This is a genomic window from Frigoribacterium sp. CFBP9029, assembly GCF_034045305.1.
Lineage (GTDB): Bacteria > Actinomycetota > Actinomycetes > Actinomycetales > Microbacteriaceae > Frigoribacterium.
Map to the genome: position 1 here is coordinate 90,849 of NZ_JAXCWB010000008.1, position 13,889 is coordinate 104,737.

The following is a 13,889-nucleotide window of genomic DNA, read 5'->3' on the forward strand; positions in this document are numbered from 1 at the left end:
GCGATGCCCCTCTGGGTGGTGCGCGTCGTGCCGCTCCGCGGACTCAGTCGGTCGGCGCGATCCGGTTCTCGTCGCCGTCGTCGACGACCTCGGGTTCGGCGCCGCCGTGCTCGACGACGTTGCCGTTCCCGCCGAACGCGACGTGTGCGACCTCCGCGACGACGACGGTGTTCCGGTCGCCCTCGAGGACGAGGCGCTCGACCTGGCCGAGGACGATGTCGCCGTCCACCCCGACGACGCTCACGGTCGAGCAGTCGCCGAGCTCGAAGCGTCCGTCGAGGTCGTCGGCGAGGATGGTGGCCACCCCGTCGACGCACTCTCCGTAGACGGTCTGGCTCGCCTCCGTCGTCGCCACGGCCGGTGTCGGTGTCGACGGGTCGACGTCGGGATCGTCGTCACCGGCGGTGCATCCGGTCAAGAGCACCGCCGCCCCGAGGGCCGCGAGGAGTCGCAGGGATCGCGTCGGTCGTCTGGTCATGGTGTTCCTCTCGTCGAACGTCTCGTCTGTCGTGGCGGACCGGGTGGCCCGCATCAGGAGGCGCCCGCCTCGTCGGCCGGTGCGAACGTGAACCGCGGGTACCCGCCGGTCTCTCCCGCGAGCGTCTCCTGCGTGAGGTCGATCACGTAGACGTGCGTGGGGCCGAAGCGCCGGGTGTGAGCCCACCGACCGTCGCGGTCCGCCGTGGTCTCGAAGAGCGGATTGCCGAGGGAGGTCGTCGCGCGGATGGTGGCGAACGGCGTCGCCCGGCCCGTCATCGTGTAGTCGCGACCCTCGACGTATCCCTCGCCGGGGCTCGGGGCGGTCAGCTCGATGTCGCTGAACCGGGGAGCCCGGAGCTCGAACCCCGCGATCTCGTCCTGTCGTCCGTCCTTCGTCATGACCAGGCGCAGCACGTAGTCCGCGGTCGGTCCGAGGGTCCGGCGCATCGACCAGGTCCCGTCGCCGCCGACCTCGGGGCGGCCCATCAGGGTCCCCCACTGGTTCGTGATCTCGACCACGGCACCGGGGGCTCCCGTCCCGCGCAGCTCGATCTCGCCCGGCCGGTAGGTCTCACCGGAGACGTGACTGGTCACGGCGAGCGGTGCCCACGGGAGGTCCGGAGCCCAGGCGAAGGTGTCGAGGGAGTCGGTGCGGCCGTTCCGCGCCACCTGGGAGATGTCGATCCGGTACACGTTGTCCGGGCCGTAGACCCGGGTGCTCCGCCAGACGCCGTCGGCTCCCGTCTCGACCGAGAAGAGGGTCCCGCCGAGCGCGGTGGTGGCCGTGATGGTCGAGAAGGGGGTGGCCCGGCCGGTGAACTCGGTCGGTTCGCCCGGCGTGTAGCGGTCGCCGATCGACGGGCTGGTCATGGTGATCGGCTGCCAGACGGGGGCGAGCAGGCGCAGTCGCACCGAGTCCTCCTCGTCACGGAACCGCTGGGTGAACGTCAGGTCGTAATCGGCGTCCGGTCCGAGATCGCGCCGGAACGACCAGCTGCCGTCCGTGGCGATCGTGGTCTCGCCGACGACGACGCCGAACTGGTTCGTCGCGACGACGCGTCCGGTCGGCGTGCCCGTGCCGGTGAACAGCACGGGGCCCGGCCGGTACGTCTCACCGTCGACATGGCTGGTCACCGCCAGGTCGCGGAACGGCAGGTCGGGCGAGAGGGTCAGCCTGGTCTGCCCCGTCGTGCCGTCGGGGGCCTTCTGGGTGACGGTGATCTCGTACGTCGCGACGGGTCCGAGCCCGGTCGAGGCCGTCCAGACGCCGGCCACCTGGGAGGCGCGGGTGGAGAACAGCAGGCGATCGTACTGATTGCGCGCCTCGATGTAGGCGCCCTGCGTCGCACGGCCGGTGAAGGTCACGCTGCCGGGCACGTAGGTGCCGCCGTCTTCGTGGCTGGTCACGACGACGGGCACGAACGAGCCGTCGGCGTACAGCTCGAAGACGGGGGAGGACGACGTCCTGCCGTCGACCAGCGTCTGCGTGGCCGTCAGCTCGTACCGGGCCGAGGGCCCGAACGCCCGGTCGAAGGCCCATCGACCGTCGACGTCGGCCTCGACCGTGGCGATGGTGAAGCCCCATTGGACGCGGATGTCGACGGTCGCGTACGGCGTGGCCGTCCCCTCGACGGTGGTGCCCTCGAGCGGCGTGTAGAAGTGCGACGACGGCTCGGTGACGACCACCTCGCGGAGCTCCTGCGGGGAGTCCGGCACGACCTGCGCTGTGTCGGTGGTGACGATGTCGCCGCGGGCGTGCTGCGACGCGGTCACGGCGACGGCGGTGTGGCCGGGGCGGATCTCGACCCGCGCCTCCCAGGCTCCGTCCGCTGTGACGGTCGTGTCGACCGTGGTGCCCGCCGCGGTGACGGTGATCTCGGCTCGGGGTGCGCCCGTGCCCCGCACGGTCGTCCGGCCGGGGACGATCTTGCCGTTCGCCGGTTCGACGACGTCGACGGCGGCGCCGAGGTCGAGCGCGGCCTCGACGCTGCCGAACGGGCGTCCGTCGACCGACTGCGAGGCCGTGAGGGTGTGGCGGCCGGGTCCGACCGAGACGGGGACGTCGAGCGACCAGCGACCGTCGACGACGCGCGCCTCACCGAGCACGGCGTCGCCCTCACGGACGGTCACCGTGCCTCCGTCGTCGCCGACGCCGCCGATGGTGGCGGGTCGTGTGACGTCGTCGAGCAGGGTGATCTCGGCGGTCAGGGTGGGCACGGCCTCGTCGACCGCGACCTGGAACGCCCCTTCGGCCAGCGTGGCACCGCCGGCGCCGCGGACGGCGACCTCGCCGCCCGTCAGCACGGCACCGGGCTCGGAGTCGGCGTCGAGGGTCAGACGGAACGCGGCGTACTGGTGCGCGGAGCCCCAGACCGCGGAGCCGTCGGTCGGCCCGTCGATCGTGACCGTGCGTCGATCGTTCGAGTAGGCGACGCGGTGGTCGTCGCGGGCCGTGTCGTCGGAGGTGCGCCGGGCCTCGGCGTCGGCGAAGCGGGTGCTCTCGGGGGCGGTCAGCGTCATCGCCCCCTGCACCTCGGTCGCCTGGACGTCGCTGCGTCCCCAGTCCGTGGTGCCGCCGGGCGTGCTGGCCCCGACGCGGGTGTCGATGTCCGCCGAGCCCACGACGGTGGTCGCGGTGCTGCCGGCGGCCCGGTAGTCGCCGGCCGAGCTGTCGCCGCGGTACACGTAGCTCATGCTCGACTCGAGGGGAGCCGAGGAGGCGGGGGTCGTCACGGACAGCCCGTAGCGGTAGTACTGACCCGCGGCCAGAGTCCCCGAGCCGCTGGCCAGATCGAAGGTCATCGTCCGGCCGCCGTCTCCGACCCGGCCGTTCGTGAGGTCGAGACGGGGGAGCGGGGTCCAGGTCGAGCCCTCGCCGGCGGTGTTCACGCCTGCGGTGACGCGTGTCTGCCCCGGTGTGAAGGTCGACCCCTCGGGGGCCGTCAGCTCGACGACGCCCGTCATGCTCGCTCGGGCGGCTCGGTTCGAGACGATGAAGGGCACCTCGGTCTCGCCGCCTCGCGCCAGCTCGACGCGCGAGACCGGCGCCGGCACGAGTCGCCCGCCGTCGACGATGTCGATCTGGGCCGTCTGCTTGTCGCGGTCGGATCCGTTCACGCGCTGCGTGACCTCGACCTGGTTCCGGCCGACGGTCAGGTCGCGTACCTCCAGCGACCACGCCCCGGTCGTCGCATGTGCCGTCGTCGTGCGACCTTGGGCTCGGATCTCGGCGCCTCTGGTCGCAGTCCCCGTCAGCGTGGCTGTCCTGCCGATGTCGTTCACGCGGTCGACGCGCACGACGAGAGGTGTGACCTCGAACCGGGTGCCACCGAGGGGCGAGCCGTTCACCGTGACGAGGGGCTGTAACCCGGTGAACGGGAAGTCGGTGGGGCGCGCAGCCTGGTACCCGCCCATCGTCGTGCCGTCCATGTTCCACCTGACGCGGCCGTCTCGAGAGACGTACCACGTGTAATTCTGGACGTTGCAGTCGGTCTTCGATGCGATCAGGCTGCGCCCGGTGCCGATTCCGATCATCGGGACGATGCAGTCGCCGGTCGACAGGGCGACGTAGGCGGGCCCGGCGCCTGGATCGGGGAGGGTGGCCGTACTCGCCGCCCCCACGGCGCTGGAATAGGTCGAGTGTCGGGTCGCTCGGAAGTTTCGGTGGTTGTCGAGCCCTGATTCCGGGCCGGCGGCGTAGGCGACGTAGCCGCCGGTCGGGTCCTGGAAGACGAGCGGCGAGACGAACGACGTCGGTGACGCCGCTCTCTCCGGTCGGGGGCTGGCGGTCGCAGGAGGCGCGGCGGCCCCGGCGAGGAGTGCTGCGACGACCCCGCCGGTCAGCAGTCTCCGGATGGTTCTTCTCATGTGATCGCTTTCGTGAGGCGCCGTCGGACGCGGCGCAGCAGATGACATGCTTACTTAAAACATCTGTAATTCCAAACAGAGGACCGCTTGTGTTTCGAGCGCCCGCGCGTAAACTTGAGTCCGTCCCACTCAAGTTTCGAGAAAGGCTGTTCCATGGCGAACATGCAGGGTGCCCCGGCCTCCGACCAGAAGCAGAAGTCGGCTCTCGAGAAGTACGGCGTCGACCTCACCGCGATCGCCCGCAGCGGCAAGCTCGACCCCGTCATCGGTCGCGACTCCGAGATCCGCCGCATCAGCCAGGTGCTGACCCGCCGCACCAAGAACAACCCCGTGCTGATCGGCGAGCCCGGTGTCGGCAAGACCGCCGTCGTCGAGGGTCTCGCGCAGCGCATCGTCGCCGGCGACGTCGCCGACAGCCTGAAAGACAAGCGGCTCATCAGCCTCGACCTGGCCGCACTCGTGGCCGGCGCCAAGTACCGGGGCGAGTTCGAGGAGCGCCTGAAGGACGTCCTCAAGGAGATCACCAAGAGCGACGGCCAGGTCATCACGTTCATCGACGAGCTGCACACTCTCATGGGTGCGGGCGGCGGCGAGGGCTCCGTGGCCGCGTCGAACATGCTCAAGCCGATGCTCGCCCGGGGCGAGCTCCGTCTGATCGGCGCCACCACCCTCGACGAGTACCGCCAGTACATCGAGAAGGACGCCGCGCTCGAGCGCCGGTTCCAGCAGGTCTACGTCGGCGAACCGAGCGTGGAGGACACCGTGGCCATCCTGCGCGGCCTGAAAGAGCGCTATGAGGCGCATCACGGCGTCACCATCACCGATGGCGCCCTCGTGGCGGCCGCCTCCCTGTCGAACCGCTACATCCCCAGTCGCCAGCTGCCCGACAAGGCCATCGACCTCGTCGACGAGGCGGGCTCGCGACTCAAGATGGAGATCGACTCGTCGCCGGTCGAGCTCGACCAGCTCTACCGGGGCCTGGTGCGCCTCCAGATCGAAGAGCTCGCCCTCAAGAAGGAGACCGACGACGCGGCGAGGGCCCGACTCGCCGCCCTGCGAGAGCAGATCGAGCAGCAGCAGGCCGCCTACGACGATCTGAACGCGCGCTGGCAGGCCGAGAAGGCGGCCCTGCAGGGCATCGGCACGCTCCGCAGCGACCTCAACGAGGCGCGCATCGACGCCGACCGGGCGCTCCGCGAGGGGCGCTACGAGGACGCCGCCCGCATCAGCTACGAACGCATCCCCGACATCGAGAAGAGACTTCACGACGCCGAGTCGTTCGAGAAGTCCGGCGACCGCCTGGTCAGCGACTCGGTCACCGACTCCGACATCGCCGAGGTCGTCGCGGCCTGGACGGGCATCCCGGTGGGGCGCCTCCTCAGCGGCGAGACCGAGAAGCTGCTGCACCTCGAGAGCGAGCTCGGGAGGCGCATCATCGGTCAACGCGCGGCCGTCTCGGCGGTCAGCGAGGCCGTCCGGCGCACCCGCGCGGGCATCAGCGACCCCGACCGCCCCACGGGCTCGTTCCTGTTCCTCGGGCCGACCGGCGTCGGCAAGACCGAGCTCGCCAAGGCGCTCGCCGACTTCCTCTTCGACGACGAGAAGGCCCTCGTCCGCATCGACATGAGCGAGTACGGCGAGAAGCACAGCGTGTCCCGTCTCGTGGGCGCGCCTCCCGGGTACGTCGGGTACGAGGCCGGCGGTCAGCTGACCGAGGCCGTCCGCCGCCGTCCGTACAGCATCGTGCTGATGGACGAGGTCGAGAAGGCGCACCCCGAGGTCTTCGACGTGCTGCTGCAGGTGCTCGACGACGGCCGGCTGACCGACGGCCAGGGGCGCACGGTCGACTTCCGGAACACGATCCTCGTGCTGACCTCGAACCTCGGGTCGCAGGTCATCACCGATCCGACCCTGAGCGACCCCGAGAAGGAGGAGCTCGTGCAGGGGCTCGTCCGGCAGGCCTTCAAGCCCGAGTTCGTGAACCGTCTCGACGACATCGTGGTGTTCTCGACGCTCACCGCCGACGACCTCGGGCAGATCGTGTCGCTCTACGTCGACCGTCTGGGCCGCCGCCTGACCGATCGTCGCCTGTCGCTGGCAGTCACCCCCGACGCCCGCGCCTGGCTCGCGGAGCGCGGGCACGACCCGATCTACGGCGCACGACCGCTGCGCCGGCTGATGCAGCGGCAGATCGACGACAAGCTCGCGATGGCGCTGCTCGGCGGCGACGTCGTCGACGGCGACACCGTCCGCGTCGAGGTCGCTCCGGGAGGCGACTCGCTCACGGTCGCCCGCTTCGACGTGGTCGAACCCGAGGCCGAGGTGCTCGACGACCTGCCCTAGACCCGACTGGCCGCAGACCCGACCCGACCTGGCCCGACCTGCCCTAGCCGGCTCGGGCCGCGGCCACGAAGGCGCGGATCAGCCCGACGCCCTTCACCCCGCGAGACGACTCGACGCCCGAGCTGACGTCGACCCCCGCGGGTCGCAGCTCGTCGATGCGGGCGGCGACGGTCTCGGGGGAGAGACCGCCGGCCAGGATCCAGTCGCGATGCGGCGGAGCGGCCAGCAGGGGGGCGCCGTCGAAGGCGGCGCCGGCTCCGGGGGCGAGCGCATCGATGAGCAGTGCGTCTTCACGGAACCCGCGCCGCGCCTCCTCGGACTCGTCAGCGTACGCGTCGACGCTCACGGCCCGGATGACCCGGAACCCCGCGGCCTGCACCGTGGCCACGTCGCCCGGCGACTCGTCTCCGTGCAGCTGCACGGTCGCGACCCCCGCGGCGCGTGCCAGCTCGACGACCTCCGCGACGGCCTGGCCGCGGAACACGCCCACCGTCTCGACCGACGACGGCACCCGGCCGACCAGCAGTCGCGCGGCGGACGGCTGCAGGGTGCGCGGACTGCCCGCGGCCAGCACGAACCCCACCGCGTCGGCGCCCGCCTCGACGGAGGCGTCGACGGCTTCGTCGGTCGTGAGTCCGCAGATCTTCACCCAGGTGCGCATGACGGACAGTCTGCCCCGAGGTCGACCGCGAGGGTCACACCGGGAGGCGCGGTGCCGGGCTCGAAGAGGGCCGACCGTCGGACGCGCCCTGGTCGTAGTACCCCGAGCCGTAGCCGTCGCTCGCCTTCTTGGAGCGGGTCATGGTGACGACGACGCCGAGGCAGCGGACGTCGGCGATGTCGAAGGCCCGGAGGGCGGCGGCGAGCTCGGCGCGCTTCGACCTCTTGGCGGCGGCGACCATCAGCACGCCGTTCGTGATGGCGCCCAGCAGGGTCGCATCGGCGACCGGCAGCACCGGGGGCGCGTCGATCAGCACGTAGTCGAAGCGCGAGGTCAGCGACTCGACCAGCAGCTGCATCTGCGCCGATCCGAGCAGCTCGCTGGGGTTCGGCGGCACACTGCCGGCCGGCAGGACGCTGAGCGCGTGAGCGCCCCACGGCTGCAGCACGTCGTCGAGCTCGAAGCGGCCGATCAGGACGTCGGTGAGGCCGACGGCCCCCTCGAGCCCCATGATGTCGGCCACGCGCGGGCGTCGGAGGTCGCCGTCGACGAGCGCCACCCGGGCTCCCGTCTCTGCCAGGACGACGGCGAGGTTGGTCACCGTCGTGGACTTGCCCTCCGACTGCTGGGCCGAGCTGACGACGAACGCTCGCTTCGATGCGCCGTTGTCGAGGAAGCGGAGGTTCGCGCGCAGCGTGCGGAAGGCCTCGGCGGCCCGACCGCGGTTGGCGTGCTGCACGATCAGCGGGCGCTCCGCGGTGTCGCGGACGAACGGGACCGAGCCGACGACCGGCGGGGCGAACGACGCCTCGACGTCGGCCGCCCCGTGGATGCGAGTGTCGAGCACCATGCGAGCGGCGGCCGCCACGAGGCCGAGGAGGAGGCCGACGAGTGCGCCGATCACCGCGTTGGTCCGCAGCGACGGCGACGACCGGGTGGAGGGGATCTCGGCCGGCTCGGTGACCAGCAGGGTGACGGACGATGCGTCGGAGCCGGCGGGGCGCTCGATCTCGTTCTCGACGACGTCCCGGAAGCGCTCGCTGACGGCGTCCGCGATGTCGCGGGCCCGGGTCGGATCGGGGTCCGTCGCGGTGATGTCGATGAGCACGCTGCGCGAGGGTGATGAGGCCGACACCTGCGTCGCGAGGGACTGGCGGGTCACGCCGAGGCGTTCGGCGACGGGCTCGAGCACCGTCGACTTCGTCACGAGGTCGAGATACGACCGGACGCGCTGCTCGGCGGCGTTGCCGCCCTGGAGGAGATCGTTCGCACTCTGCGTGACGGTGAGGTCCACCGAGACGTAGACCTGCGTGGTCGACGTGTACAGCGGCGGCTGGATCGAGGCGAGGCCGACACCCCCGAAGGCGCCGAGCACGAGTGACGCGATCAGGAGGAGCCAGTTCTTCTTGGCCACGTCGCCGACGGTGGATGAGGTCACGGTTCTCCCTGGGCTGAGTATTGATATGTAGTATCCTATACACATCTGAGGATCGATCACAAGGGAGTGATGGTCCCTCAGATTGCTGTTGCCCATATCAACATGATATTCTACTATGTCACTCATGTCCTCTCCTGGAAGTCTCGGCCTCTCACGTGCGATCGCCGCCCTCGCGGTCGCCATCGTCCTGGTGTGGTCGCTCCTCTCCGGGGTCCCGACCGGGGTGGGTGCCGAGATGCGCGTGTTCGGCCTCACCGTGGTCGTGGCGGTCGTCTGCACCGGTCTGCTCGTCCGGTCCGCCCCCCTCGGGCTCTGGAGCGGAGGGCCGATGTTCTTCGTCGTGCTCGTCCTCTTCCATGTGCCGCTCGTGGCGTTCTCCCTCGCCGGGGCCGACATCCCGGGCGACGACGTCGACTACTTCTCGCTGTGGTTCACCCCGAACGGCCAGGTCCTCCGGGCCGTCTGGCTCGTGGCCCAGGCCCTGCTCGCCTTCACGCTCGGCTACGTCCTGCTCGGACGACGGCGGCCGACCGGCTCCGGTCCCGCCGTGCAGGCGCTCGACGACGAGGCGGGGCGGGCGCGCGCGCAGACGGAGGCGGCCATGACCCTCACCGGCACGGTCATCGTCGTCGTCACGGTCGCCTACGTCCTCGGCACGATCGCCCTCGTCGAGCCCGGGCTGCTGCTCGGGCAGGGGGGCAAGCGGCTGTACGACGCGACCGTCGCGGCCAACCCGTCGCTCACCGCCGGCATCACCTTCACGCTCTCGGGCATGTCGCTCGTCGTCGCGGGCCGCAGGTCGTCCGTCCGGACGGTCGGGCTGGTGTTCTTCGGCGTCTTCGCCGCGAGCACTCTGGTGATGGGGTCGCGGTCGTCGGCGCTCTACGCCCTCGTCGGCCTCGTGGTCGTCCTCGCGCGCCTCCGTCCCATGCCGCGTCAGGTGATCGCGGTGCTGGTGGTCGTGACGGGACTCGTCGTCGTCAGCAGCGTCGAACGCATCCGCGACAACGGTCTCGCCGACACGAGCGTCGGCGAGATGCTCGGCTCCCCGCTCGCGGCGACCGTCGAGATGGGCGCGACCCTGAGACCAGTCGTCGAGACCGTGTCGTGGGTCGATCAGGGTGAGGCCCATCGTCACGGCATGACCTTCGCGGTCGGCACCATCCGCTTCGTCGAGCTGCTCGCCGGGGTCGACCGTGAGTACTCGGCGGTCGATCCGCGCCTCGTGGGCACGCTGCTGCGCGACAGGGTCGAGCACTACGCGATCGGCTACTCGATCGTGGCCGAGTCGTTCCTGAACTTCGGCACCACAGGTTCGGCCCTCCTGTTCGTCGCTTTCGGCATGACCTTCGGTCGATGGGACCGCCGAGGCCTCGGTCGTCCCGTCGACGCGGCGGTCTACGGCGTCGTCTTCTCCGCGCTGCTCGCCACGGTGCGGTCGACCTCCACGACGACCGTCACCACGATCCTGCTCGGTCTCGCGGCCGTGGTCTTCTCCATCTGGCTCGGTTCGATCCGCCATCGATCCGCCGAGCGGGCGGTCCAGCAGGCGGCGGACCGTGCGGCGAGGCTCCCGGCCACGGCCACGGCCTCGGAGCCCGTGTCTGCGGTGGCGGCGCCGTGACCGCCCGACCCTCTCGCGCCTCCTGGTCGGGCCCGGCGGTGGCCGCCGCCTCCGGGCTGGCGGGCAAGGGCGTCCAGTTCGTCGCGCTGACCACCCTGGCGCTCGTCGTCTCGCCGACGGAGTTCGGGCTGTTCTCGCTCGTGCAGGCGACGGTCTTCGGCGTCGCCTCGCTGAGCAGCTCCGCCTTCGCCGTGTCGGCGGCGGCCTCGGCGGCCCGTCGTCGCACCGCGACGGAGGGCGCAGGAGGCGCGGCGAGGGAATCCCCTCTCGTCGCCTTCGCCGAGGCCGTCCGCGGTCGCAAGCGCTGGTTCGGCGCCGTGGCGCTCGCCGACGGCGCCGTCGTCTCGGTCGGTCTCTCGGTCGTCTACGGGCATCCCGAGCTCGCGCTCGCCGCGTTCGCGGTGGGTCTCGCCGCCGGCGGCATCACGGTGACCGAGACCTTCGTCGGCGTGCTGGCGGGGTCGGGGCGCACCGTGTCGACCGCGGTCGTCGACGGGTCCCGGGGTCTCGTCTCGGGTCTTCTGGCCGTCGCCGGCGGGCTGTGGGCGGGGGCCCTCGGCGCGGCCGTCGGTCTCGTGCTGCTCGACGCCGTCGTCGCGCTCTGCGTCCTGGCGGCCGTCGCCCGGTGTTCCCGTCGGCCTGGTGTCGAGGCACCCCGGGGGCCGCGACCGGCGTCGTCCGCGGGGGTGACCGCGGCGTCGACCGGCGTTCGAGGCGTGACGCTGACCGGGCTCGCCGCGGCCTCGGCGGGTCAGATCGGGCCGTGGGTCGTGCTGTGGGCGCTGCAGATGGTCGGGGGACTCGAGGCCGTGGCGACCTTCGCCGTCGCCAACCGCTTCGCCGCGCTGGTGCTGCTCGTGCCCGTCTATCTGGGCAAGAACATGGTCGGGCGTCTGGTGATCGACCCGCGGTCGGGTCGATCGCCCCTCCGTGCCGACCGGTTCGTCGCGATCGTCGGCGCGGTCTGCCTCGCCTGCGCGCTGATCGCCGGGGTCGTGCAGTGGGGCGCCGCCGGGCTGCTGACCGACCGGTACCCGGGCGTCGTCGTGACGGGCGTCGTCCTGCTGGCCGCCGCCGTCGTCCGCGGCGTGGCGACGGCCCTCTCGATGGTCTGCGCCGCTCGGGGGCACCTGCGCGTCTGGCTGGTGAGCGACCTCGTGGCGACGGCCGCGTCGGTCGCCGTCTGCCTCGTGGCCGTGTCGGCCCGCGGGGTGGGCGACCCGCAGCTGTGGCTGATGGCCTCGGTGCTCATCGGCGCGGTCGTCTGCGCCCTCGTCAGGGCGGCGCGACTCGTCCGACGTCCGAGATCGGACCGAGGGCCCGTCACGCATCTCTGAATATCTGTCAGCAATGTGATATTCTACAAAGCGGCCCACGAAGACAGACGAAGGGGAGGCCGTGACGGTTCTCATCACCGGCGGCGCCGGGTTCATCGGCAGCACCATCGCCTCGGCCTGCGCCGACCGAGGGCACGACGTGATCGTGCTCGACGATCTGTCGACGGGTGTCGCGGCCTTCGCCGAACGCCACCGCTTCTACCGGGGCGACATCGCCGACGCGGCCCTGATCGATCGGATCGCCCGCGAGAACCCCGACATCGACGTCGTCGTGCACTGCGCCGCCAAGATCGTCGTGCCCGACTCGGTCGCCGATCCGCTCGGCTACTTCGACTGCAACGTCGCCCGCACCGTCTCCCTCCTGACGAGCCTCACGCGCAACGGCCTCGATCGCGTCGTCTTCAGCTCGTCGGCGGCGATCTACGAGACGCCGATCGACGGCGTCGTGCACGAGGGGTCGCCGCTGGCGCCGCTCAGTCCCTACGCCGACACCAAGGCCGTCGTCGAGCGCGTGCTCGAGGCCGGCGCGACGGCCGGCGGCCTCCGGGCCGTCGCCCTCCGCTACTTCAACCCCATCGGGGCCGATCCGGCGCTCCGCACCGGTCTTCAGCTGCCGACGCCGAGTCATGCGCTCGGCAGACTGGTCTCCGCCTGGCAGGCGGGGTCGCCCTTCACCGTCACCGGCCTCGACTGGCCGACCCGAGACGGTTCGGGGGTGCGCGACTACGTGCACGTCTGGGATCTCGCCGAGGCGCACGCCCTCGTCGTCGACCGGTTCGACGAGGTCGTCGACGCGTCCAGGCCGTACCGGGCCCTCAACCTCGGCACCGGTCGGGGCACGACCGTCCTCGAGCTGGTCGAGGCCTTCGCGCGCGTCGTCGGCGACGCCCCCCGGGTCGAGGTCGCGGGGCGGCGGGTCGGCGACACGGCCGGTGCCTTCGCCGACGTCTCGGCCGCCCGCGACCTGCTCGGCTGGGAGGCGCGCCTGACCGTCGACGACGGCATCGCCGACGCCCTGCGCTGGGCCGACGCCGCGCGGGCATCCGGCCTCCACGACACCACCGCGGTCGCATCCGTCTGACCGTCCCGCCCCCTTCGACAGGAGTCATCATCATGCGCGTCCTCCTCGACGCCGCCATCTTCGGCGCACCCCCCGAGTTCCGTGCTCGCAACCTGCAGGAGTCGGGCGAGTCGCTCCTCCTCGACGGTCTCATCGCGGCCGGCATCGACGTCACCCCCGTCGCCCCCGGCCTGCACACCAGCTGGCGTGGTTACGACCTCGTGCACCTCAACCACCTGACCCGGTCGTGCGTGCGTCTGCTCGCCCCGACCCGGTCGAAGGTCGTCTTCACGCGGCACAAGACCGAGGCCCCCGCCTCGCGGCTGCAGCAGCGGGTGCTCGCCGGCGCGTATCGGCACAGCGACGCCCTGGTGGTGATGAGCGAGACCGAGCGCGCTCTCGTGCTCGACATCGTCGACGGGGTCGACCCCGCGCGGATGCACGTCATCGCGAACGGCGTCGAGCCCTCGCACTTCCCGTCGCGCCTCCGTCGGCGACCGGCCGGAGGCGAGCCCTGGCGGTTCGTCTCGGTCGGGCAGCTGATCGAGCTCAAGCGGGTCGACCTCACGGTGCGGCTGATCGCCGACCTGCGCCGCGAAGGGGTCCCCGCCGTGCTCGACATCGTGTCGCAGCGCGAGACCCTCCGGCCCGAGCTCGAGCGGCTCGCGGCCGAGCTCGGGGTGGCCGACGCCGTGACCTTCGTCGGCCCTCAGACCCGTGCCGAGCTCGGACGGCGCCTGCTCGACGCGCACTTCCTGGTCGTGGCGTCGCGGACGGAGGCGCAGCCCACGGTCGTCACCGAGAGCGGCTTCTCGGGGCTGCCGGTGATCTCGTTCCGGGTCGGCGGTGTCGTCGAGCAGCTGCCGGCCGCCCACCCCGTGCTCGAGGTCGCCGATGTCGGCAGTCTGCTGCCGCTGACGCTGGACCTGATGCGCGACTACGAGGACGTCGCGGCGGGCTTCGCCGACAACGCCGCCCCGATGCGCGAGCGCTTCTCGATCGAGCGGATGGTCGCGGCGCACATCGAGCTCTACCGCGGCCTGGCCGGCTGACGCGACCGGAGAGACCGAGGAGGCGCG

At 71.6% G+C, this 13,889-nt stretch carries 9 protein-coding genes; 5 read left to right on the forward strand and 4 right to left on the reverse strand.

The window, feature by feature from the left end; genetic code table 11:
• Nucleotides 1-43 precede the first annotated feature (43 nt).
• Both SOM11_RS11625 and SOM11_RS11630 read right to left on the reverse strand, forming a co-directional pair.
• Nucleotides 44-478, reverse strand: a complete 435-nt coding sequence (locus tag SOM11_RS11625) for a DUF3060 domain-containing protein (protein ID WP_320478104.1) — start codon at nucleotides 476-478, stop codon at nucleotides 44-46.
• Nucleotides 479-531: 53 nt separating this feature from the next.
• Nucleotides 532-4,347: a hypothetical protein gene (locus SOM11_RS11630; protein WP_320478105.1), complete on the reverse strand. Its 3,816-nt coding sequence runs from the start codon at nucleotides 4,345-4,347 to the stop codon at nucleotides 532-534.
• A gap of 153 nt (nucleotides 4,348-4,500) precedes the next feature.
• Between SOM11_RS11630 and SOM11_RS11635 the strand changes: the two genes are divergently transcribed.
• Nucleotides 4,501-6,690, forward strand: a complete 2,190-nt coding sequence (locus tag SOM11_RS11635; RefSeq protein WP_320478106.1) for an ATP-dependent Clp protease ATP-binding subunit — start codon at nucleotides 4,501-4,503, stop codon at nucleotides 6,688-6,690.
• A gap of 43 nt (nucleotides 6,691-6,733) precedes the next feature.
• On the opposite strand, the gene SOM11_RS11640 is transcribed toward SOM11_RS11635, so the two are convergent.
• Nucleotides 6,734-7,351, reverse strand: a complete 618-nt coding sequence (locus SOM11_RS11640) for a phosphoribosylanthranilate isomerase (RefSeq protein ID WP_320478107.1) — start codon at nucleotides 7,349-7,351, stop codon at nucleotides 6,734-6,736.
• A gap of 34 nt (nucleotides 7,352-7,385) precedes the next feature.
• Nucleotides 7,386-8,789 (reverse strand): polysaccharide biosynthesis tyrosine autokinase, encoded by a 1,404-nt coding sequence (locus SOM11_RS11645; RefSeq protein WP_320478108.1) that lies wholly within the window; start codon nucleotides 8,787-8,789, stop codon nucleotides 7,386-7,388.
• A 124-nt stretch (nucleotides 8,790-8,913) separates the two neighbouring features.
• Between SOM11_RS11645 and SOM11_RS11650 the strand changes: the two genes are divergently transcribed.
• The 4 genes from SOM11_RS11650 (at nucleotide 8,914) to SOM11_RS11665 (ending at nucleotide 13,862) form a co-directional block, all read left to right on the forward strand.
• Nucleotides 8,914-10,413 carry an O-antigen polymerase gene (locus SOM11_RS11650; protein ID WP_320478109.1) on the forward strand — a complete coding sequence of 500 codons (1,500 nt, stop codon included), beginning with the start codon at nucleotides 8,914-8,916 and terminating at the stop codon, nucleotides 10,411-10,413.
• Entirely contained in the window at nucleotides 10,410-11,750 is a 1,341-nt protein-coding gene (locus tag SOM11_RS11655; RefSeq protein WP_320478110.1) for a hypothetical protein, read from the forward strand. Before SOM11_RS11650 ends, SOM11_RS11655 begins: the two co-directional genes overlap by 4 nt.
• A 61-nt stretch (nucleotides 11,751-11,811) precedes the next feature.
• The gene (galE, locus tag SOM11_RS11660; protein WP_320478111.1) at nucleotides 11,812-12,831 is read left to right on the forward strand and encodes a UDP-glucose 4-epimerase GalE; all 1,020 of its coding nucleotides are present in this window, start codon (nucleotides 11,812-11,814) and stop codon (nucleotides 12,829-12,831) included.
• Between the two features lie 32 nt (nucleotides 12,832-12,863).
• Nucleotides 12,864-13,862: a glycosyltransferase family 4 protein gene (locus SOM11_RS11665; RefSeq protein ID WP_320478112.1), complete on the forward strand. Its 999-nt coding sequence runs from the start codon at nucleotides 12,864-12,866 to the stop codon at nucleotides 13,860-13,862.
• Nucleotides 13,863-13,889: the final 27 nt, after the last annotated feature.

Coding starts and splice junctions, on each gene's coding strand:
- SOM11_RS11625 (WP_320478104.1), bottom strand. CDS start 478: ATGACCAGACGACCGACGCGATCCCTGCGACTCCTCGCGGCCCTCGGG.
- SOM11_RS11630 (WP_320478105.1), bottom strand. CDS start 4,347: ATGAGAAGAACCATCCGGAGACTGCTGACCGGCGGGGTCGTCGCAGCA.
- SOM11_RS11635 (WP_320478106.1), top strand. CDS start 4,501: ATGGCGAACATGCAGGGTGCCCCGGCCTCCGACCAGAAGCAGAAGTCG.
- SOM11_RS11640 (WP_320478107.1), bottom strand. CDS start 7,351: ATGCGCACCTGGGTGAAGATCTGCGGACTCACGACCGACGAAGCCGTC.
- SOM11_RS11650 (WP_320478109.1), top strand. CDS start 8,914: ATGTCCTCTCCTGGAAGTCTCGGCCTCTCACGTGCGATCGCCGCCCTC.
- SOM11_RS11665 (WP_320478112.1), top strand. CDS start 12,864: ATGCGCGTCCTCCTCGACGCCGCCATCTTCGGCGCACCCCCCGAGTTC.